General features: G+C 49.8%; 5 protein-coding genes. All 5 read left to right on the forward strand.

The genetic code is table 11. From position 1 onward, the window contains the following. The first annotated feature begins 19 nt into the window (after positions 1-19). The 5 genes from ACO6VG_RS01915 (at position 20) to ACO6VG_RS01935 (ending at position 24,001) form a co-directional block, all read left to right on the forward strand. Positions 20-199 carry a hypothetical protein gene (locus ACO6VG_RS01915; protein WP_422472411.1) on the forward strand — a complete coding sequence of 60 codons (180 nt, stop codon included), beginning with the start codon at positions 20-22 and terminating at the stop codon, positions 197-199. A gap of 242 nt (positions 200-441) precedes the next feature. After that, on the forward strand, positions 442-7,971 hold the full coding sequence (locus ACO6VG_RS01920) for a transglutaminase-like domain-containing protein (RefSeq protein ID WP_422472413.1): 7,530 nt from the start codon (positions 442-444) through the stop codon (positions 7,969-7,971). Between the two features lie 142 nt (positions 7,972-8,113). Further along, on the forward strand, positions 8,114-15,898 hold the full coding sequence (locus ACO6VG_RS01925) for an AAA family ATPase (protein ID WP_422472415.1): 7,785 nt from the start codon (positions 8,114-8,116) through the stop codon (positions 15,896-15,898). A 128-nt stretch (positions 15,899-16,026) separates the two neighbouring features. Further along, positions 16,027-23,727, forward strand: coding sequence for an AAA family ATPase (locus tag ACO6VG_RS01930; protein ID WP_422472417.1), 7,701 nt, complete (start codon positions 16,027-16,029; stop codon positions 23,725-23,727). Positions 23,728-23,821: 94 nt separating this feature from the next. Beyond that, positions 23,822-24,001 carry a hypothetical protein gene (locus tag ACO6VG_RS01935; protein WP_422472419.1) on the forward strand — a complete coding sequence of 60 codons (180 nt, stop codon included), beginning with the start codon at positions 23,822-23,824 and terminating at the stop codon, positions 23,999-24,001. The last annotated feature ends 6 nt before the right edge of the window (positions 24,002-24,007 follow it).

A 24,007-nucleotide genomic window follows, 5' to 3' on the forward strand; every position in this document is an offset into this window, starting at 1 on the left:
GCTCCAGCGTGGGAACGAGTTGACTCCCGTCACTCCCGGCTTCATTCTCGTCATTCCCGCGAAAGCGGGAATCCACACTGACTCACCACCAGAACCATACTGCCCGGTGCCCCCCTGGCCTTGTCATCCCCGAGAAGGCAGAGACCCACTGTTGGCGCTGGATTCCCGCCTTCGCGGGAATGACGACTTCAGAGCGTGAGAACGAGCTGTTGAAGTTTTGCGACATCCTGTAAAGGACGGCGATTCCTAGTTCGTCACCAAACCATCCCTTTAATTCCTTGAGCCCCTCAGGACATTGTCCATATTTTCTGTTTACCATTTCCCTGCGCAACCGGACCCGGCCTTTATTACCACTAAAACGGAACTTTCATACTAACTGAAAGTCCAATAACTAATCAGTTTCACTTTAGTTGTTCAAATGACAGTGGGGAAATATTGACTATGGACGGTCGTATTGATGTAAAAATATATAAACTCGGTCCTGAGAGTGGCGTGCCGGTCAAGATAGCAAAGCCGGATTTATCTTCAGAGGAAACGAAGGATGTAGGAATCTGCTCAAAAGTAAGCGCCAAACTAAAGATTTCACCCTGTCCGGTGAACTTGCCTGACAAAGCAAGAACCGTATCAGCAACGGGGTTCTCGCTCCAAAAGACCCCTCATGCCTTCGATTTCCGTTTTGTCGCCAGTGATGATGAGGTTCGACAGCTTTTGGCTGACCAGACCCGCGATAAAAATCGCGATATCACCCTTATTTCCCACCCCGACGACCTCTCACAGGCTAACCTGGTGAGCCGGTTGAGCATTTCCAGAGAGGGTCGCCACACGCTGCGTTCAGGCAAGCTCTTTGAAGGTTCAAAGCCACTGACGCTGGTGATGGATATCCGAACACTCACCAGCGACGACCTGCCAAAGTTTAACGACCTGCTGGACCCGGATAATCCCTGTCTGTACGACAAAGTCAGCAAGAAGAAACGCCCTCTGGGTGAGCATGTTTCTTTATTGGTGCTGGCAAGCCCTGCCCAGCTGGCATCGGTTGGCCAGAGCGACGAGGCCCCGGCGGCCGGCGTTCCGGCGGCCGGCGCACCCGGTGCTGATTTCTGGCGGCGAATTAATCGACCAGAAAATACCTGGCAGTTCGATGCACAGACCGGCAATGACCCATCGATGAACATCGACAAGATTCCTCCGGTATTGACTGAATTCCCCGCCGAAAGTGTTATGGATGACGGCAATACTGTTCTTATTGACTGTCACTTACACAACAACTGGCGACAGTTACTTCTGGGCAGCCCCGGAGTGGATCAACAGGGGCGAATCCGGCATCTCCCCGGCAAGCTCGAGTCATTAAGGGCAGGACAACGGGTGATTCTTAAAGGGGCTAACTGGCAGGATCTGGCCTTTGAACAAACGATTCGACAGATGCTGGCACAACAGTGTTTTGAGAGCAACGGGAAGATCTGTCAGTTACCCGACGATGTTCTGTTTTATCAGATGCCGGTAGGAAATAACGAACTTCATTCGCTGTTCCAAAGCCTGTCTCACTCTGATGAGGAAGGACTTTCCCATAAGGTGCCAGCAAACCCGATCATCATTAACCAGAGTAATATCAGGGAATGGCTGAGCCCGATTGCCATTGCCCCGGAAGGTTATGCAGTCCCTAACACCTGTCTGTTGGAACAAATTCGGGCGGGTGGTTTGGTCACTGTGACGTCTACCCTCACCGAGGCACATTGGTTTCGTTTGCTGGGCTCACTGCAGACGATTCGCGAAGCAACCGGCCTTGAGCCCCGACTTCAGGTAGCTCATTCAAAACAGCAGCCAAAAGCCCTGGGGCTGGCAGAAAACGATGAGCACTCTCTGTCCTGCCTGTCCTTCCCAGAAGAAAAAATCAGCGATCAGGCCGCGTTTAGTATCGTCAGTTACCAGCAAGCTGCCCAAGCCAGTCACTGGATCAATAATCAGCCGGAAGCACCTCTGGTCATTCAGGTCAATGAACAGACCCGCTTCAGTCAGCTATTTGATAATATCCATATCGCCTCGGAACAAAAGGCGCATTTTGGACAACGTCGGAGTGCATTGCAGATAGCGTTGACCGCTGGCAAGCCGCTGGTACTCCTGGGGCTGGAAAGCAATCCAACACTTGCGCAGCTTCTGGAGCCCCTGGCCGTAGGCCAACCTCTTTTAGTAAATGGCCAATTACAGACTTACCCAAAGACTCAGGTCACAATACTCTGGCCTGAGTCCTTGCAAAAACCCTTTTCAGTATTTGGTTCGATGGTCGCCACGGGTAAGCCCTGTCCTGCGGTCGATATCTGGGATATCAATGCTATCAGGCATGATATCCCCCGGGCCGATCTGCCAGAACAAGCGCTTCATAGACTTTATGAAGCATTTGCAACGGTACCTGCCGGCCTTTGCAACCCTCTGCCTGAAATAACCGAAGAATTGCTGAATAACCTGATACTGGCTGCCCGGCGAGCACGGCAGGTTGACCGGTCCCCACAGCTGCTGCCCTGCCACTGGCGCAAGGCTATCAACAGCGTTATCACCCATGGTACCCGGCAGAATCCGTCAGTGCGTGATTTTATGAAAGTGGCTTGTTGGCAGTTACTGCCCGATGTTCATGAGGATCAGACCGCATCGGTAGATCCGTACCAGTTAACTGCCATCATCAATAGTGCTCTGCGGTTGGATAGAAAGTTTCTGAAACAAAACCTGTGGCCACTGGCCAGAGCCTTTGACCCGAGCGTATTTAAACTATTCCAACTGTCCTATAAAAATCCATTTCCATTGCAGCATGGAGGAGAAGTCCCAGACAAACTCTGTGCCCTGATTCTGGCCCATGGGCCTGACGAACATCGACAGGCAATGGCGCATCAGTTGGGAGTCAGTCCGGCGGCAGCAAAGCGATATAGACAGTTAGCCATCAGACCATCAAAACAAATTAAACGTTTGCAGGATGCATTGGCTAACGGCTGGCAGTTAACTTTGCCATTGGGGCAGACCCGATCCGATGCCATTCAGGCTCTGGCCAGCGATTGTTTTCACATAGCCAGAACAGCGAATTCCAGGACAGAAGGCATTGAACGTATAAAACATCGACTGGCTGAATCACTGGCATGGCAGGGTTCCACTGATATGCCCTTGTCAGCACTGGCCCGGGATCTTTATCACGGTGAGATAAGTCAGAAGGATCGTGAAAGTCGTCGCTTATCCCGACTCCATGACCGGCTTACGGACTCTCCTGTCATATTCCTGCAGGGGGAAACCGGCACCGGAAAAAGTTACTTTTCCGCCAAAATGGCGAAAGCTTCAGGGCAGGCTATGGTCATTTCCCTTGGGCCTTCCGACAGCGAACAGACCCTGATGAAACGCTGGCAATGGCAACAACACGCCAATGGTGACCGCTCTATGGTGCAGCAAAACCGGGCGCTGATGGAATGGGCCGAGACCAAATCCGACAAAGGCGGAGGCTGTGATGGAAAAGAATACATCACCCTGGTTGTGGATGAAGCCAACCTTGCCAAAACCGGATTACTGGCATCATTGAGCGGCTTATGGGAACCGCAGCCCTGCATCTATGTAAATGGTCATCCTGTCAAAGTCAGCCCGAAACACCGGGTGATTCTCACCGGTAACCCCGATCATTACGCCGGGCGCCAAATGGACCCGACCCTGAAAGAGAAACTGCCCAGAGCTTACTACCCACGTCTGGATCAGGCATTCCTTCGGGACCAGGTAGTGGAACCGGCTCTGGTCAATCAGTTACAACGGCATCTGTCGGAGTCTGAAATAAACGACATTGCACGTATTACCGCCGAGAGCGTGATGGCACTCTGGCAATATTATCAGGAACTCTTGCCCGAGCATGAGTTTACCCCCAGGGATTTAACGGATATCTGCAGTTGGGTGGGTTGGTATCTGGATCGTGCGTTATCCAAAGGAGACAGTGCCAGCTGTGAGCAAATAAACAGTTTGATCCAACAAAGTTTTCGGGATGTACTGGGGCCCGAAATCACCGAAACTCATCAGGATGCCCTGTCGGCACTGGAAACCTGGTTTGCTGTACGCTACCACCCGGACAATACCCTGAGCAACAAAGTATATAACCACACCCTGCAGGATATGCAGCAGACCTTCGGTATAGTCAGCAAAAAAATCCGACCAGACTTTGATATCTCCGGATCGGCAGTCCGTGAACTGGTGCAGTGGCTTGGGCAGGATTTAAGCCGCAGTCAGCAGGCTTATCATCACGACAGAAAACACGGCGGTCGTCAGGCAACGCTGATTGAAGGCCCGGCTGGACGGGGTAAAGATGCCACGCTGGACCTGGTGATTGAAAGTGTCAGAAAGCAGGCTAAGCAACGGGGGGAGCCCATGCCGGAAGTTTATCTCCTGAATGCCTGTGATTGTTCCTGGGACAAAGTGTGTGAAAAGATCCAGAAAGCAAAAGTCGATGGCGGCATCGTGGTGATTTCGGAAATGAACCTGATCGACAGCCAGCATCTGGAAGGGGAGTTAAACGATATTCTGGCCGGTGACGCCCATCCGGGTTTCCACCTGTTTGCCACCATCAACCCGCCTGAGTACAGCGGGCGAAAACCCTTATCACCGGCGCTGAAAGGGCGTTTCCGGCATTTGCCCATCCGGCAGTACAACGCGACCGAATTACAGACCATTGCCGAAAAAGTGTTGCCAGAGTCCTCACAAGGGACATTCGCCGCCAAGATACTAACAGAAAAACATTGTCGTTTAAGGGCTCACCTGCAACTCAAAAAACTGCCATTGCAGCCCACCAGCCTTGATTTACAGAATGTTGCCAAGGCTATCACCAGTGCTGGCGATTTTAGCGAAAAAGCCATTCATCAATGCCTCAATCAGCACTATCGGCTTTATCTGATGGCCGCCAACCTATCGCTGGAGGAACTGCCCGGGCTATCGGCTATTGCCATCGATAAAGCAGCGCTTGACCCTGAAATGAGCGAATGGTTCTACCAAAGGGTATCGGGCATTGATCGTCCGTGGTTAATACGACACAGTGATCACAACAGTGTTGATGAAAATCGCCATGAAATTCGTTTTAACACTCGTCTGGATAAAGAGAAAGCCAAAGCGGAAATCATCAAGGAGGTGGCTCAGGTCAGGTGGCGAGCATCAGGTCTGCCCCTGAAGCCGAAGCACTCAGACGACATTCTCACACAGGCACTATACAGACACTGGCAACAACGCTGGTTTACGGGTGATTTTGGCCGAACGGGCGTGGACGCTAACAGCGTATTCCCCCTGACAGAAGAACAGAAACAAACGCTGAAATTGTCAACTAACCAGCCTTATCTTAAGGCGGCTGATGCGCGGATAAGGGCGTGGAAAACCAATGAAGCTCAATGGTGGCCTGCGTTATGGCATCAGATCAGTGATCTGCCGAACCACCTGGTCGACGATTTTATCAACGAAGCATCCGTTATTGACGGTGATAAGGCTCCTCAACAAGACAAGCCAGAAGTCCACGAGAAACAGGCTTCGGCATTGGCTCAGAGAAGGAACCATGAGCCGCAATCTGTTAATAACACGTTGGCTATTTACAGTAATAAGGCTCCTGAAAAATACGTTCCGGAAGTCCATGAGAAAAAGGCTCCAGCATTGGACACATTAACAAACTATCAGAGGCTGGCAAAACCAAAATATGACGATTATGTTATTTTTGACAAGCCGGGCCTCTTTACCGGGACCTATCGGTGGATTGCAGAGGATATTTATGTGACTGCCGGGGGCGAAGTCAAAACGATCAGCATTAATGATAAACACTTGCAGGGAGCCGAAGTCCTTATACCTGCCCGGTTACCAAGGCAGGACCAGGAAGTGATATTAGCCAGCAACCAAACACTGGCAACCTTTTATATGACATCAAAAGATGGTCAATATCCATTGCCCAGCCTGACAGCTAACGACCGTATCCTGGCCCTGTGCATAGAACCCAACCTGGCCTTCACACTACTCAGGGACCGATATACCGGTCTTCACACACTATTTGTTCCAGAAGCCAAAGCCGACCAGAGCATAAGAATTGCTTATGTCGTAGAACCCGGAGAAGCGGGTAAAAAAATACCTGCTAAAGAAGTCCGACCAGCACCATCAAAACGTTTTGACGCCCACTGTTGCGAAGGTATGAAAACAGTGTTGAACAAAGTGTTTGTATCCATTAACGAACAACCACTCAAAGTAAAGCGGCTTTTGGAGACAATAGAAAACGCTGAAGACATAAAGCAACGCATTCAGGCAATCAGGGACTATTGCAAACTGTTTTCCGGTGTTGCTGTACCAGAGCGCAATAAAAATTTCTTTCAATTCCTCGTAATGCAGCGGCAAGGCAAATGCTGTCATCGTGTGCCTGTTTTTATCGCTTTTTGTCGTTATTTTGGCATTTCATGCCGACAAATATCTAATCATATCCACAGCTTTGCAGAGTATTCCCCGGATGGCGGCCAAACCTGGAAGCCAGTGGACTTGGGCGGGTCGCCTATCGAAGCAACAAAAATCAAATTTGGCTTCCAGCCCAACAGAAGCGTCAGAGATTCTGGCACTGAGTTAAGGAAGATCCGGGATCTCCTGAAAGGGTCTTCTTTAACAGAACAGCAAGTACTGGCTGAAACCTGCGGCATCAGCCCTGGTAAACTCAACAAAGCCCTTAAGACAAAGGGGGCATTACCAAACCTATATCTGAGTACTTACAAGCGGGTAGAAAAGCTTTGGGAGAGAAAAGATTTAATCGGTTTCTCCATGGGGGTTTCAATGTTACTGGAGATAGAAGCAGTGGACGATTGCGAGAAGCGACTTGTCAGAGGCATGCTTGACTGTATGTCCGACAGCAAGCGGTTGTCTGAGGCAGTAAAACAAATATTGTCCAACAGTGATGAAGATCAGATCACTGAGCTACTCAAGTCACTCCATTCTAAAATGATTGATCAGTCCGGAGCATGTCCTCACATGTGGTTGCATTCGATAGTGAATATATTGACAGACAGTGACTTGTCGAATCCTTCGGTTATTCGCTTTGCCCATGAAGCCCTGAAATCGGGTTGGCTGGATCCACTGCCTCCCAGAATGGGTTATTTTATTCAGGTCATTCGACATCATGAGCTATTGGTGCGTCTGGAAGGCGTCGATGAGCTGAAGGTTAAAGCCACCCGTTGCCTGAAAATGTGGTACAGGGAATTGTTGTCCAGGGAAAAAAATAGTCGGGCATGGCAACTTACTTATCAACGTTTCAAAAAGGAAAATGTTGGTGGCTTTTTCGTCACTCATTGTCATGGCGGGTTTTCGCCAACCCTTGAAACTAACCTGGTCAATACATCTTTACAGATCACCTGGACGGATGAACCCGGTGGGGTTCCGAATATAGAACGTATGTTGGTGCACCACCCCGCGTTTGTGCAGTCAAACTCGGGCAAAGCGGACTACCGACCGGTGATTATCCTGGGAGCTTGCCAGCGGAGCAGAAAATTACAGGAAAAGGCCGAAGCTCTGTTTCAAAGAAAAGTTGATACCAGACCCGACTTGAAGCAGTTATTGGAAAAACACAAACTGGAGCCCTTTGAGGTTTCACCGGAGGAAGAAAGCCTTTTGGATGATTTAAAAGACAAATGCTCACGAGCGATTGAGCAGGTCTTCATTCATTACCTGTATGGAGTGACATGCTCGAAAGGCAGTTGTTTAACCTTTTGTTGGGGCGAATCCGGCAGGCTGGACTACTTCGGTGCTCATGATCCATCCTCACCAGAAGAGCTGTATGCCATGATGAAGAAAATTAACAACTCTCACTGTTTTCAGGAATCTGTTAAGGATGACTACTTAAGGCAGGTGCAAAACGCCAGTAACGCTCTGATCCTCAGATCCCATGAACTGACAAAAATTGCCGAAGAGTTTGTGGGCAACGTGAATTTAAATTCGCTTTATGACTCATTGGATACGTGATCCTGGTTTGTTCGTCATGAGTTTTTCGAGATTGGTGACTTGCTTCCATAGTCCATCCACAGGGAACTTCCGTCCTGTCTGAAGGTCAAATTATTAAGGAATTTTAATAGAGACCTGTCAGATAACAAAAGGGAGATTGACTATGGATGGTCGGATTGATCGAGCTACAAACAAACACGCCCTTGATGATAACCCTCTTCATAGCGGCTTTGCAGCCAAGCTAGCAAAGCTGGATTTATCATCAGAGGCAAATAATGATGCAGGCATCTGCACTGAAGTAAGGCCCCAACTGAAGCGATCGCCATCTTCGCAGAGGATGCCTGACAAAAAGAGAACCGTCTCCTCAACGGATTCCTCGTTCCAAAAGGCGACTCATTCCTTCGATTTTTGTTTTGTCGACAGTGATGATGAAGTTCGACGGCTTTTAACTGCCCTGACCGGCGATGAATATCGGGATGTCACTGTTATTTCCCATCCCGATGACCTCTCACAGGCTAATCTGGTAAGCCGGTTGAGCATTGCCTCCGACGGTCGCCACACCCTGCGCTCAGGAAAGCTCTTTGAAGGTTCAAAGCCACTGACGCTGGTGATGGATATCCGAAAACTCACCGGCGAGGATCTGCCAAAGTTTAACGACCTGCTGGACCCGGATAACCCTTGTCTGTACGACACAGTCAGTCGGGAGAAACGCCCTCTGGGTGAGCATGTTTCTCTATTGGTCCTGGCAAGCCCTGCCCAGCTGGCATCGGTTGGCCAGAACGATGGCGCTCCGGCGGCCGGCGCACCCGGTGCTGATTTCTGGCGACGCATTAATCGACCGGGAAATACCTGGCAGTTCGATGCACAGACCAGCAACGACCCAGCGATGGAGATCGACAAGGTTCCCCCGTTACTGGCTGAACTCCCCTCCGCTGAAAGTGTTATGGATGACGACAATACCGTTTTAATTAACTGCCATTTACACAGTGACTGGCGACAGTTACTGCTGGGAGGTCCCGGAGTCGATAAACAGGGGCGAATCCAGCACGTCCCCGGCAGGCTTGAGTCATTAAGGGCCGGACAACGGGTCATTCTTAAAGGAGCCAACTGGCAGGATCTGGCCTTTGAACAGACGATTCGGCAAATGCTGGCGCAGAAGTGCTTTGAGAGCAATGGGGAAATCTGTCCATTACCCGACGATGTTCAGTTTTATCAGATGCCGGTAGGGAAGGACGAGCTTCATTCACTGTTCCGGGGTCTGTCCCATTCTTTATCAGACAACCCGATCATCATTAACGAGAGTAATATTGCCCAATGGCTCAGCCCGATTGCCATTGCCCCGGAAGGCTATGCAGTCCCCAACACCTGTCTGTTAGAACAGGTTCGGGCCGGTGGTGCCGTTACCGTAACCTCTCCCCTCACTGAGGCGCATTGGTTTCGTTTGCTGGGCTCACTGCAGGCGATTCGTGAGGCGACCGGCCTTGAGCCCGGACTTCAGGTGGCTCATTCAAAACAGCAGCCCAAAGCCCTGGGGTTGGATGAAAACGATGCATACCCTCTGCCCGAGCCACAGGAAAAAGTCAGCGATCACCGTGCCTTTAACACGTTGACCTATCAACAACATGCCCAGGCAAGTTATTGGATTAGTCATCAACCGCAAGCCCCCCTGGTCATTCAGATCAATGAACAATCCGGCCTCAGCGAGCTGTTTGATAATATCCACATCACCTCGGAAAAAAAGGCGCATTTTGGACGACGTCCGAGTGACTTGCAGAAGGCTTTGACCGCTGGCAAACCGGTGGTATTCAGAGGGCTGGAAACTAATCCAACACTTCAGCAGCTTCTGGAACCCCTGATTATTGGGCAACCTCTGTTGCTGAATGGCCAATTACAAACCTACCCACAGGCTCAAGTCACCGTACTCTGGCCCGGGCTTGTGAAAAGCCCCTCTTCAGTATTTAATTCGATGGTTGCCAAAGGTAAACCCTGTCCCGAGGTCGATCTCTGGGATCTCAATGCGGACAAGCATAAAATCTCCCGGTCTGAGCTGCCGGAACAGGCGCTTGATGAACTTTACAAAGCCTTTAAAACCGTACCTGCAAACCTTTGTAACCCTCTGCCTGAAATAACCGAAGGGTTATTGAATAACCTGATACTGGCTGCCCGGCGAGCACAGCAGGTTGACCAGTCCTCACAACTGCTGCCCTGCCAATGGCGCAGGGCCATCAATAGTGTTATCACCCATGGTACCCGACAGAATCCGTCCGTGCGTGATTTTATGAAAGTGGCCTGCTGGCACTTGTTACCGGATAAGGATCAACCTCCCTCGGTAGACCCGGATCGGTTAAATGCCGTCATCAATAGTGCCCCGCAGTTGGATAGAGCGTTTGTGAAGCAAAACCTGTGGCAACTGGCCAGAGCCTTTAACCCGGCAGTATTCAAGGGCACCGGATTTGAAGGATTGCAACTGACCTATGAAAATCCATTGCCATACAGGGGTGCAAAAGAAATTCTGGACAAGCTCTGTGCCATCATCGTGGCCCATGGGCTTGAAGAACAACGAGATGCTTTAGCCTATCAGTTGGAAGTCGATCCGGCGGCAGAAACCTGTCAATCGTTAGCCATCAGGCCAACAGCACGGATTAAACGTTTGCAGGATGCACTGGCTTCTGGCTGGCAGTTACTTCTGCCATCGGGGCAGACCCGATCCGATACTCTTCAGGCGCTCGCCACCGACTGTTTTCATAGGGCCAGAACAGCAAATTCGGAGGCAGAACGCATTAAACGCATAGAACATCGACTGTCTGAATCGCTGAAATGGACGGGTTCTGCTGATGAACCCCTGTCTGCACTGGCCAAAGATCTTTGTCATGGCGAGATAAGTCAGAAGGATCGTGAAAGTCGTCGGTTATCCCGACTCCATGACCGGCTCACAGACTCTCCCGTTATATTCCTGCAGGGAGAAACCGGCACCGGGAAAAGTTACTTTTCTGCCAAAATGGCAAAGGCTTCAGGGCTGGCTGAGGTCATTTCCCTTGGACCTTCTGACAACGAACAGACCTTGATGAAACGCTGGCAGTGGCAACAAGACGCCGATGGCGACCGTTCTATGAAACAGCAAAATCGGACGCTGATGGAATGGGCTAATACCAAATCCGACAAAGACGGAGGCTGTGTTGGAAAAGAATACATTACTCTGGTTCTGGATGAAGCCAACCTCGCCAAAACCGGATTACTGGCATCATTGAACGGCTTATGGGAACCACAACCCTGCATTTACGTAAATGGTCATCCTGTCGAAGTCAGCCCAAAACACCGGGTGATTCTCACCGGTAACCCGGATCATTACACCGGGCGCCAGCTCGATCCGGACCTGAAAGAGAAATTGCCCAGGGCTTACTACCCACGCCTGGACCAGGCTTTCCTTCGCGACAGGGTGGTGGAACCGGCTCTGGTCAATCAGTTACAGCGACATCTGTCAGAGCCTGTAATAAACGACATTGCACGCATTACCACCGAGAGCGTGATGGCACTGTGGCAATATTATCAGGAACTCTTGCCCAAGCATGAGTTTACTCCCAGGGATTTAACGGATATCTGCAGTTGGGTGGGCTGGTATCTGGATCGTGCGCTGCCCGCAGGTGAGAATATTACCTGCAAGCAAGTGAACGGTTTGATCCAGCAAAGTTTTCGGGATCTTCTGGGCCCCGAAATCAACGAGACTCATCAGGATGCCCAGCAGGCACTGGACATCTGGTTTGCTGCCCATTACGAAGTGGACAACACCCTGCGCGACAAAGTTCATAATCATACCCTGCCGTATATTCAGCAGGCCTTCGAAACATTCACCAAAACAATCCGACCTGAGTTTGATACTTCCGGATCGGCGGTCATTGAGCTGGCGCAACGGCTTGGACAGGATTTAAGCCGCGCTCAGCAGGCTTATCATCTCAACATAAAACACGGCGGTCGTCAGGCAACGCTGATTGAAGGCCCGGCTGGACGGGGTAAAGATGCCACGCTGGACCTGGTGATTGAAAGTGTCAGAAAGCAGGCTAAGCGACGGGGAGAGTCCACGCCGGAAGTTTATCTCCTGAATGCCTGTGATTGTTCCTGGGACAAAGTGTGTGAAAAGATCCAGAAGGCCAAAATTGAAGGCGGTATCGTGGTGATTTCGGAAATGAACCTGATCGACAGCCAGCATCTGGAAGGTGAGTTAAACAATATTCTGGCCGGTGACGCCCATCCGGGTTTCCACCTGTTTGCCACTATCAACCCGCCTGAGTACAGCGGGCGAAAACCCTTATCACCAGCGTTGAAAGGGCGTTTTCGACATTTGCCGATCCGGCAGTATAACCCGACCGAATTGCAGACCATTGCCGGGAAAGTATTGTCGCAAACTACGCAGCCGGAAATCGTGGCTAAAAAGCTGACTCAGCTACATTGTCGATTGAGGGCTTACCTGCAAAAGCAAAACCTGCCCTTGCAGCCGACCAGTGTTGATTTACAGAATGTCGCCAGGGCTGTTATCAGAGGGGGTGATTTTAGCGATAACGGCCTTCACCAATGCTTCCATCAGCACTACCGGCTTTATCTGATGGCAGCCGACCTGTCGCTGGAAGAACTACCAGCGTCGTCGGCTATTACCATGAGCAATGGTGAGCTTGATTCCGGACTTTGCAAATGGTTCAACCAAACGCTATCGGGCATTGATCGTCCGTGGTTGATACGGCGCAGTGATCGCAACAGTATTGATGAAAAATGCCATGACATTGGTTTTAAGGATCGTCCGAATAAAGAGGAAGCCAAAGCGGAAGTGATCAGGATGGTGGCTCAGGCAAAGTGGCAGGCATCAGGCCTTTCCCTGAAGCCGGATCAGTCAGACGATATTCTCACCGGGGCACTCTACCGACACTGGCAGCAATGCTGGTTTGGTCGTAAGTTTGGCCAGACGGGCGTGGCCGCTAACAGCGTATTTCCGATGACGGAAGAACAGAAACAAACGCTGAAATTACAGGCTTGCCAGCCTTATCTCAGGGAAGCTGATCAGCGGATAAATGCATGGAACATCCATGAAGTCCGATTATGGCCTGCGTTTTGGGCTCAGATAAGTGATCTGCCGAACCATCTGGTTGACGATTATATTTACGAAGCCTCAGCTGTTGAGGGTGATAAGGCTCCTGATCAAGACATGCCAGACGTCAACGGGGAACAAGCCCTGGCATTGGCTCAGAAAACGATCCAAAAGCCACAACCTGTTAACGAAGCGATGACTATTGACGGTGATAAGGCCCCTGAAAAATACCTTCCAGAGGGCCACGAAAAACAGGCTTCAGCATTGGACCGGGGAACAAACCACAGGCCACAACCAGTTAATGAAGCGATGACTATTGACGGTGATAAAGCTTCAGAAAAATACCTTCCAGAGGGCCACGGAAAAAAGGCTTCAGCATTGGACCGGGGAACTAACCATAAGCCACAACCAGTTAACGAAGCGATGACTATTGGCGGTGATAAGGCTCCTGAAAAATACATTCCAGAAGCCCGTGAGAAAGAGGCTGAAGCATTGAACCGGACAACGGACTTTGAGAATAAAGGGATGTTACAGGCTAAAGAGCTTGTAATTTTTGACACGCAGGACCATCTTCCCGAAAACTATCGGTGGGGGGCAGAAGATATTTATGTGACTGCCAAGGGCGCTGTCAAGGTGATAAATATTACCAATCAACACATGCAGGGGGCCGAAGTCCTGATACCTGACCAGTTACCCGGGCATGATCAGGAAGCGACATTAGCCAGCGATCAAACGCTGGCGACCCTGGATATCTCATCCCACAATGGTCAATATACATTACCCAGCCTGACGCTTAACGACTATATCGTAGCCCTGCGCATAGAACCCGATTTGCCATTTACCCTGATCAGGGACCGATATACCGGGCTTCACACACTGTCTGTTCCGGGGGCCAAACCCTTACAGACTATTCGAGTAACTTATGTCGTAGAACCATGGCAACCAGACAAAAAAACACCTGCCAGAAGAGCCCAGCCTGAACAATCAACACGTTTTGACGCTCGCTGTTGCGAAGGTATGAGAGCAGTATTGCAGGACGTGCTTGAGCACATTGAAGAACAAGCATCGGAAATAAAGGGGCCGTTGAGGAAAATAGAAAACGCTAAAAACACGACCCAGCGCATTAAGGCGATCGTGGACTATTGCAAACAGTTTTCCGGTGTTTCTGTACCGGAGCGCAAACGCAATTTCTTTCAATTCCTCGTAACACAACGGCAAGGGAGATGCTGTCATCGTGTGCCTGTTTTTATCGCTTTTTGTCGTTACTTCGGGATTCCATGTCGGCAAATCGGTAACAGTATTCACACCTTTGCAGAGTTTTCCCCGGATGACGGCCAAACCTGGACGTCAGTGGATTTAGGCGGGGTACCTAGTGAGCCGATAGAAATCTGGCCTGCCTTCCAGCTCACCAGGCGGGTCACTGGGTCTGGTACTGAATCAAGAAAGCTCAGGAACCTCCTGAAAGAAGCTGATTTAGCACAACAGCAGGCTCTGGCTGAGGCCACTGGTATGAGCCTCAAGGAATTGAGCAAAGCCCTTGAGACAAACAGTACATTGCCAGTAACCGATCTAAACAGTTTCGAAACAGTAGTGAACCTCTGGGAGAGAAAGGATTTAACCAGTTTTTCCATGGGTGTCTCAGTGTTACTCGAGAAAGGAGCATTGGACCGTCACGAGATAGAATTGGTCGGTAGTCTGCCAAATGGAAATTGGGGTAGGAGCAGAATTACGAGAGAGGGTTCGAAAAGGGGTCGTTATAGCCCGATGTCAGAGGCAGTAATACACATATTGTCCAATGGTGATGAAGATCAGGTCACTGAACAACTCACGTTATTGCATTCAAAAATGATTGTCCATGGCAAAGCAGACCCTCTCGAATGGTTGGGTTCAATAGTGCGTATACTGAATGGCTGCGACCTGGCCAAACCTTCGGTTATTCGTTTTGCCAGTAAAGTCATGGCATTGGGCTGGCTGGACCCAACGCCGTCCTACGACAGTTCAACTTTAAAGTCCACTAAACATCATCAGCTATTGCTGCGCCTGGAAGGTGTCGATGAGCTGAAGGTTAAAGCCACCCATTGCCTGAAAAAGTGGTATAAGAATTTGTTGTCCAGGGGAAAAAACAGTTCGTTTTGGCAGTTTGATTACGGTCGCATCCTGCAGCTAAGAGGTGAGACATTGTTCATCACTCATTGTCATGATGGGTTTTCGCCACTCCTGGAAGCTAAAATGGCTCGCCCATCTATACAGGACGTCTGGGCGGACAAGCCTGAGGGCATTCCGAATATAGAGCGAATATTACTGCACCATCCCGCATTTGTGCAGTTAAACTCAGGCAAGGCAAGCCGCCGTCCGGTGATTATCCTGGGAAAACCTGACTGGAAGAGCAGAGTGATCAATGAAAAGATCGAAGCCCTGTATCAAAGAAAAGTTGAGAGTAGCCCTCACTGGCAGCAGTTATTGGAAGACATCAGACTAGCCCCTGAATATTCACTTGGAAGCCTCCATCTTCAGAACCGTTTGCGTCATTTAAAAGACAAATGCCGCCTGGTGATTCAGCAGGTTTTCAGTCATTACCTGTACGAAGTTACACACCCGAAAGGCGGTTCTTTAAGTTATTGTTGGGCCGATTCTACCGCCATGCACGCCCACAATGGCGCTCGTGATCCATCCTCACCACTGGAGCTGTTCGCCATGTTGTCTGATATAAGTAGCTCTTCCGAATTTCAGAGTTCTGTTAAGGGGTCCTATTTAAAACAGGCACAAAACGCCAGTAACGCTCTGATACTCAAATCCGATGAGCTGACAACCGTCGTCGAAGACTTTTTGAGCAATGTAAATTTGAGTTCGCTCTGTGACTCATTGGATGCGTGACCCCGGGTTTTTCGAGATTGGACACTTGCTTCCATAGTCCATCCAAAGGGAACTTCCGTCCTGTCTGGAGGTCAAATTATTAAGGAATTTTAATACAGGCCTGTCAGATAACAGGAGGGAGACTGACTATGGAAGGTCGGATTGGTCCAGCTACAATCAAACACGCCTTTGATGATAACCCTCTTCATAGTGGCTTTTCAGCCAGGTTAGCAAAGCTGGATTTATCATCAGAGGCAAATAATAATGCAGGAATCTGCACTGAAGTCAGGTCCCAACTAAAGAGATCGCCATCTTCGCAGAAGATGCCTGACAAAAAGAGAACCGTCTCCTCGACGGATTCCCCGCGCCAAAAGGCGACTCATTCCTTCGATTTTCGTTTTGTTGACAGTGATGATGAAGTTCGTCGGCTTTTAAGTGCCCAGACCGACGATGCACATCGGGATGTCACCGTTATTTCCCATCCCGATGACCTCTCACAGGCTAATCTGGTAAGCCGGTTGAGCATTGCCACCGACGGTCGCCACACTCTGGGTTCTGGCAAGCTCTTTGAAGGTTCAAGGCCACTGACGCTGGTGATGGATATCCGAAAACTCACCGGCGAGGATCTGCCAAAGTTTAACGACCTGCTGGACCCGGATAACCCTTGTCTGTACGACAAAGTCAGTCAGAAGAAACGCCCTTTGGGCGAACATGTTTCTCTATTGGTCCTGGCAGACCCTGCCCAGCTGGCATCGTTTGGCCAGAGCGACGAGGCACCCGGTGCTGATTTCTGGCGACGAATTAACCGACCGGGAAATACCTGGCAATTCGATGCGCAAACCGGCAAGAACCCATCAATAGAGATCGACGAGGTTCCTCCCTTATTACCTGAATGCACCAGTGCCGAAAGTGCTATAAACGACAATGCAATTATTATTAACTGTCACTTGCACAGCAACTGGCGACAGTTGCTGCTGGGTGGCCCCGGAGTGGATCAACAGGGGCGAATCCAGCACCTCCCTGGCAGGCTTGAGTCATTAAGGGCCGGACAAAGAGTGATTCTGAAAGGAGCCAACTGGCAGGATCTGGCCTTTGAACAGACGATTAGGCAAATGCTGGCGCAGAAGTGCTTTGAGAGCAATGGGGAAATCTGTCCATTACCCGACGATGTTCAGTTTTATCAGATGCCGGTAGGGAAGGACGAGCTTCATTCACTGTTCCGGGGTCTGTCCCATTCTTTATCAGACAACCCGATCATCATTAACGAGAGTAATATTGCCCAATGGCTCAGCCCGATTGCCATTGCCCCGGAAGGCTATGCAGTCCCCAACACCTGTCTGTTAGAACAGGTTCGGGCCGGTGGTGCCGTTACCGTAACCTCTCCCCTCACTGAGGCGCATTGGTTTCGTTTGCTGGGCTCACTGCAGGCGATTCGTGAGGCGACCGGCCTTGAGCCCGGACTTCAGGTGGCTCATTCAAAACAGCAGCCCAAAGCCCTGGGGTTGGAAGAAAACGATGCATACCCTCTGCCCGAGCCACAGGAAAAAGTCAGCGATCACCGTGCCTTTAACACGGTGACCTATCAACAACATGCCCAGGCAAGTTATTGGATTAGTCATCAACCGCAAGCCCCCCTGGTCATTCAGATCAATGAACAATCCGGCCTCAGCGAGCTGTTTGATAATATCCACATCACCTCGGAAAAAAAGGCGCATTTTGGACGACGTCCGAGTGACTTGCAGAAGGCTTTGACCGCTGGCAAACCGGTGGTATTCAGAGGGCTGGAAACTAATCCAACACTTCAGCAGCTTCTGGAACCCCTGATTATTGGGCAACCTCTGTTGCTGAATGGCCAATTACAAACCTACCCACAGGCTCAAGTCACCGTACTCTGGCCCGGGCTTGTGAAAAGCCCCTCTTCAGTATTTAATTCGATGGTTGCCAAAGGTAAACCCTGTCCCGAGGTCGATCTCTGGGATCTCAATGCGGACAAGCATAAAATCTCCCGGTCTGAGCTGCCGGAACAGGCGCTTGATGAACTTTACAAAGCCTTTAAAACCGTACCTGCAAACCTTTGTAACCCTCTGCCTGAAATAACCGAAGGGTTATTGAACAACCTGATACTGGCTGCCCGGCGAGCACAGCAGGTTGACCAGTCCTCACAGCTCCTGCCCCGCCACTGGCGCAGGGCCATCAATAGCATTATCAGCCATGGTACACGACAGCATCCGTCCGTGCGTGATTTTATGAAAGTGGCCTGTTGGCACTTGTTACCGGATAAGGATCAACCTCCCTCGGTAGACCCGGATCGGTTAAATGCCGTCATCAATAGTGCCCCGCAGTTGGATAGAGCGTTTGTGAAGCAAAACCTGTGGCAACTGGCCAGAGCCTTTAACCCGGAGGTATTCAGGGCCGCTGGATTGATTAAAGGATTGCAACTGTCCTATGAAAATCCATTGCCATACAGGGATGCAAAAGAAATTCTGGACAGGCTCTGTGCCATCATCGTGGCCTGTGGGCCTGAGCAACAGCGAAACGCTTTAGCACTCCAGTTGCAAGTCGAACCGTCGGCAGCGAAGCCCTGGCAATCGTTAGCCATCAGGCCAACAGGACAGATTAAACGTTTGCAAGATGCGCTGGCTTCTGGCTGGCATTTACCTCTGTCATCAGGGCAGACCCGATCCGATGCTATTCAGACACTGGCCATCGATTGTTTTCATAGGGCCAGAACAGCAAATTCGGAGGCAGAACGCATTGAACGCATAGAACATCGACTGTCTGAATCACTGAAATGGACGGGCTCTGCTGATGAGCCCCTGTCGGCACTGGCCCGGGATCTTTGTCATGGCGAGATAAGTCAAAAGGATCGTGAAAGCCGACGATTATCCCGACTCCATGACCGGCTCACAGACTCCCCCGTTATATTCCTGCAGGGAGAAACCGGCACCGGGAAAAGTTACTTTTCTGCCAAAATGGCCAAAGCTGCAGGGCTGGCTGAGGTCATTTCCCTTGGACCTTCTGACAGCGAACAGACCCTGATGAAACGCTGGCATTGGCAACAAGACGCCGACGGCGACCGTTCTATGACACAGCAAAATCGGACGCTGATGGAATGGGCCAATACCAAATCCGACAAAGATGGAGGCTATGTCACCCTGGTTCTGGATGAAGCTAACCTCACCAAAACCGGATTACTGGCATCATTGAACGGCTTATGGGAACCACAACCCTGCATTTACGTGAATGGTCATCCTGTCGAAGTCAGCCCAAAACACCGGGTGATTCTCACCGGTAACCCGGATCATTATGCCGGGCGCCAGCTCGACCCGACCCTGAAAGAGAAATTGCCCAGGGCTTACTACCCACGTCTGGATCAGGCTTTCCTTCGCGACAGCGTAGTGGAACCGGCTCTGGTCAATCAGTTACAGGGACATCTGTCGGAGCCTGAAATAAACGACATTGCACGAATTACCGCCGAGAGCGTGATGGCACTGTGGCAATATTATCAGGAACTCTTGCCCGAGCATGAGTTTACCCCCAGGGATTTAACGGATATCTGCAGTTGGGTGGGCTGGTATCTGGATCGTGCGCTGCCCGCAGGTGCGAATGTTACCTGCAAGCAAGTGAACGGTTTGATCCAGCAAAGCTTTCGGGATCTTCTGGGTCCTGAAATCACCGAAACTCATCAGGATGCCCGGCAGGCACTGGAAATCTGGTTTGCTGCCCATTACGAAGTGGACAACACCCTGCGCGACAAAGTTCATAACCATACCCTGCCGTATATTCAGCAGGACTTCGAAACATTAACCAAAGCAATCCGACCTGAGTTTGATATCTCCGGATCGGCAGTCAGTCAACTGGTGCAACAGCTTGGGCAGGATTTTAGTCGCTGTCAGCAGGCTTATCACCTGGACAGGAAACACAGCGGACGACAGGCGACGTTGATCGAAGGCCCAGCCGGGCGAGGTAAGGATGCTACTCTGAATCTGCTGATCAAAAGTGTCAAACGGCAGGCTGAGCAACGGCAAGAATCCATGCCCAAAGTCTATCTCCTGAATGCCAGTGATTGTTCCTGGGACAAAGTGTGTGAAGCGATCCGGAAGGCAAAAGAGGAAGGCGGCATCGTGGTGATTTCGGAAATGAATCTGATCGACAGCCAGCATCTGGAAGGTGAGTTAAACGGTATTCTGGCCGGTGATGCTCATCCGGGTTTCCACCTGTTTGCTACTATCAACCCGCCAGAGTATAGCGGGCGAAAACCCTTATCACCGGCGCTGAAAGGGCGTTTTCGGCATTTGCCCATCCGGCAGTATAACCCGACCGAATTGCAGACCATTGCCGAAAAAGTGTTGCCAGAGTCCTCAGAAGGGACATTCGCCGCTAAAATGCTAACAGAAAAGCATTGTCGTCTAAGAGCTCACCTGCAACGCAAAAAACTGCCGTTGCAGCCCACCAGCCTTGATTTACAGAATGTTGCCATGGCTATCACCAGTGGTGGTGATTTTAGCGAAAAAGCCGTTCATCAATGTCTCAATCGACACTACCGACTTTATCTGATGGCTGCCAACATAACGCTGGAGAAACTGCCCAAGTCTTCAGCTCTTGCCATGGGGAAAAGTGAATTTGATTCCGGACTTTGCCGTTGGTTCAATGAAACGGTATCGGGCATTGATCGTCCGTGGTTGATACGAGGCAGTCATCTCAACAGTGTTAATGAAAAAAAACATGAAATCCTTGTTAACACTCAGCTGGATGAAAAGGAAGCCAGAACGGAACTCATCAAGAGCATGGCTCAGGCAAAGTGGCAGTCATCAGGCCTTCCCCTGAATTCGGACGATATTCTCACCGGGGCACTCTACCGACACTGGCAGCAAAGCTGGTTTAGCAATCATTTTGGCCGAACGAACGTGGACGCTAACAGCGTATTTCCCCTGACGGAAGAACAGCAACAAACGCTGAAAATGTCAGCTAACCAGCCTTATCTTCAGGCCGCTGATCAGCAGATAAGGGCGTGGAAAGCCGGTGAAGTCCAATGGCGGCCTGCGTTCTGGCACCAGATCAGTGATCTGCCGAACCATCTGGTAGACGATTTTATCAAAGTCGACGAGAAACAGGCTTCGCCATTGGATCAGAGAAAAAACCATAAGTCACAACCTGTTGACCAGACGTTGACTGCTTACGCTGATAAGGCGCCTGAACAAGACAAGCCAGAAGTCCACGAGAAACAGGCTTCGCCACTGGATCAGAGAAAAAACCATGAGTCACAACCTGTTGATCAGACGTTGACTATTTACGCTGATAAGGCGCCTGAAAAATACATTGCAGAAGCCTACGAGGAACAGGCTAAAACATTGGAACGGAGCACGGACTACGATAACCAGGAGGAGCCACACTTCGAAGAGCATATAGTTTTTCGTACGCAGAACCCTTCTTCCCGGATGGATCGCTGGTGCGCATGGGATGTTTATGTGTCTGCTCAAGGCGATGTCAAATGGATCAATATTAGTGATCAACACATGCAGGGGGTCGAAGTTCTCATACCAGACCGGTTACCACAACGTGACCAGGAAGTGACATTAGCCAGCAACCAGACGCTGGCAACCATTAAGATGACATCAAACAATGGTCAATACCCATTGCCAAGCCTGGCGCCTGACGACTGTATCCTGGCCCTGCGTACAGAACCCCATTCGTCGTTGACCCTGGTCAGGGATTGCTATACCGGGCTTCACACAGTGTTTATTCCAAACTCCGGAGCCAACCAGAGTATTGAATTTACTTATGTCGTAGAGTCCGGACAAACGGGCAAAAAAACACCTGCTGAAGACGTCCGACCAGCACAATCCACACGTTTTGACGTCCGCTGTTCAGAAACTATGAAAACAGTACTGAAGGGAGTGCTTGATAACATTGAGCAACAACCAACCGAAGTACAGGTGCCTTTGCAGAGAATAAAAAACGCTAAAAGCACGATGCAACGCATTGAGGCGATCGAGAACTATTGCCGAGGATTTTCCTGTGATGCTTTGCCAGAGCACAATAAAAATTTCTTTCATTTCCTCGTAACACAGCGGCAAGGTAACTGTACACATCGTTCGTCTGTATTTGTTGCTTTTTGTCGTTATTTTGGCATTCCATGTCGGCAAATCAATAACCCTGTCCACGCCTTTGCCGAGTGTTCTCCGGATAGAGGCCAAACCTGGGAGACAGTGAACTTGGGCGGAACATCTGGCAAGTTAACTGAAATCTTACCTCAGTTCCAGCCTGTCAACAGGGTCCTTTGCTCTGGTAATGAGTCAAGGCAGGCCAGGGTTCTCCTGAAAAATGTCATGAAAGATGCTGATTTAGCACAACAGCAAATTCTGGCTGAAGCCTCTGGTATGAGCCTTGAGGAACTGAACAAAGTCCTTGAGACAGGCAGTGCATTGCCAGAAAAAATTCCAGGTACTTTCGAAATAGTGAAGCACCTTTGGGAGGCAAGAGATTTAACCAGATTTTCCATTGGCGCCTCAATGCTTCAGTCGCTGGAGACAGAAGCATTCGGCGAAGACGAGAAAGCATTGGTCGGTAAAGTGTTTGAATACGGAAGTCAATATAAACCGATGGCGGAGGCTCTCAAAATAATATTGTCCAGCAGTGATGAAGATCAGGTCAGTGAACAACTCAAGTCACTCCATTCAAAAATGATCGATCAGGTCGGAACACCTCCTGAACAGTGGTTGTGTTCAATAGCGGACGTACTGGCAAACAGTGATTTGACCCGTCCTGCAATTATTCACTTTGCACGTGAAGCCCTGGAATCGGGTTGGCTGGATCCAGTGCTGACCTATATAACAGAGCTTATAGAGGCCTCTGTACATCATGAACTATTGGTGCGTCTGGAAAGTGTCGATGGACTGAACATTAAAGCCGCTCATTGCCTGAAAAAGTGGTATGGGGTATTGATGTCGAGGGAAAAAAATAACCAGCAATGGCAGCAGGATTATGAAAGCTTCCAAAAGAGTAAAAAGAACACTCTCTTCATCACCCATCATCATGACGGGCATTCGCCATTCCTTAAAAATAAAATTGCCAGTCCAAGCATAGAGATTTCCTGGACAAACAAACCAGAGGGCGTTCCGAATATAGAACGAATATTGTTGCAACAACCTGCCTTTATGCAGTCAAACTCGGGTAAGGGGAACCACCGTCCGATGATTATTCTGGGACAAATCTCCCCGAGGAACAAAGCGATTAATGAAAAGGCCGAAGCTCTGTTTCAAAGGAAACTTGAGAACAGCCCGGATTTTAAGCAGATGTTCGAAAAAATCAATCAATGTAAGGCAATGGAAAAACGACAACGTGATGCTTTAATGGCAACGGATAGCAGGAAAGAAAAGCGTGATATCAACAGCAAGTACCAATCCTTCCTGAAGTCCAATGGGGTCACATCCAGGGAAGAACTTCTGGTGTCTCGCTATAAAAAAGAATGCAAGAAAGCGATTCAACAGGCCTTTATTCATTACTTGTATGGAATGACACATTCGAACGGTGGGAGCTTAACCTATTGTTGGGCCTATCCTAGCGACTGGAGGGAAAATGATGACAGCTTTGGCGCTCATGATCCATCCTCACCGAGAGAGCTATATGCCATGATGTCTTTGATCGGGAGCTCTGACTGGTCGCAGGAAGCTATTAAGGATGACTACTTAAGACATGCACTTAACGCCAGTGACGCTCTGATTCTCAAAAACAGTGAGCTGACAAAAATTGCCGAAGAGTTTGTGAACAGCGTGAATTTGAATTCGCTTTATGACTCACTGGATACGGCATTAGAGTCTGATTATGATGGATTTTTTCGAGTTTGGTGACTTCTAAACCAAATTGAACTTTCCTCCTGTCTGAAGGCCAAATCATTAAGCAATTTTAATAAAGGGCTGTCAGATAACAGGAGGGAAACTGACTATGGATGGTCGGATTGTTCCAGCTACAAACAAACACGCCCTTGATGATAATCTTTTTCATAATGACTTTGCAGCCAGGTTAGCAAAGCAGGATTTATCATCAGAGGCAAATAATGATGCAGGAATCTGCACTGAAGTAATTTTCTATGGGTGTCTCAATCTTGACCGGAATCTGCACTGAAGTAAT

Source organism: Endozoicomonas sp. ALB032, from assembly GCF_049310125.1.
GTDB lineage: Bacteria > Pseudomonadota > Gammaproteobacteria > Pseudomonadales > Endozoicomonadaceae > Endozoicomonas_A.

What these genes read in the sequence shown, in the direction of transcription:
- ACO6VG_RS01920 (WP_422472413.1), top strand. Translation starts at nt 442, where the DNA reads ATGGACGGTCGTATTGATGTAAAAATATATAAACTCGGTCCTGAGAGT.
- ACO6VG_RS01930 (WP_422472417.1), top strand. Translation starts at nt 16,027, where the DNA reads ATGGAAGGTCGGATTGGTCCAGCTACAATCAAACACGCCTTTGATGAT.
- ACO6VG_RS01925 (WP_422472415.1), top strand. Translation starts at nt 8,114, where the DNA reads ATGGATGGTCGGATTGATCGAGCTACAAACAAACACGCCCTTGATGAT.
- ACO6VG_RS01935 (WP_422472419.1), top strand. Translation starts at nt 23,822, where the DNA reads ATGGATGGTCGGATTGTTCCAGCTACAAACAAACACGCCCTTGATGAT.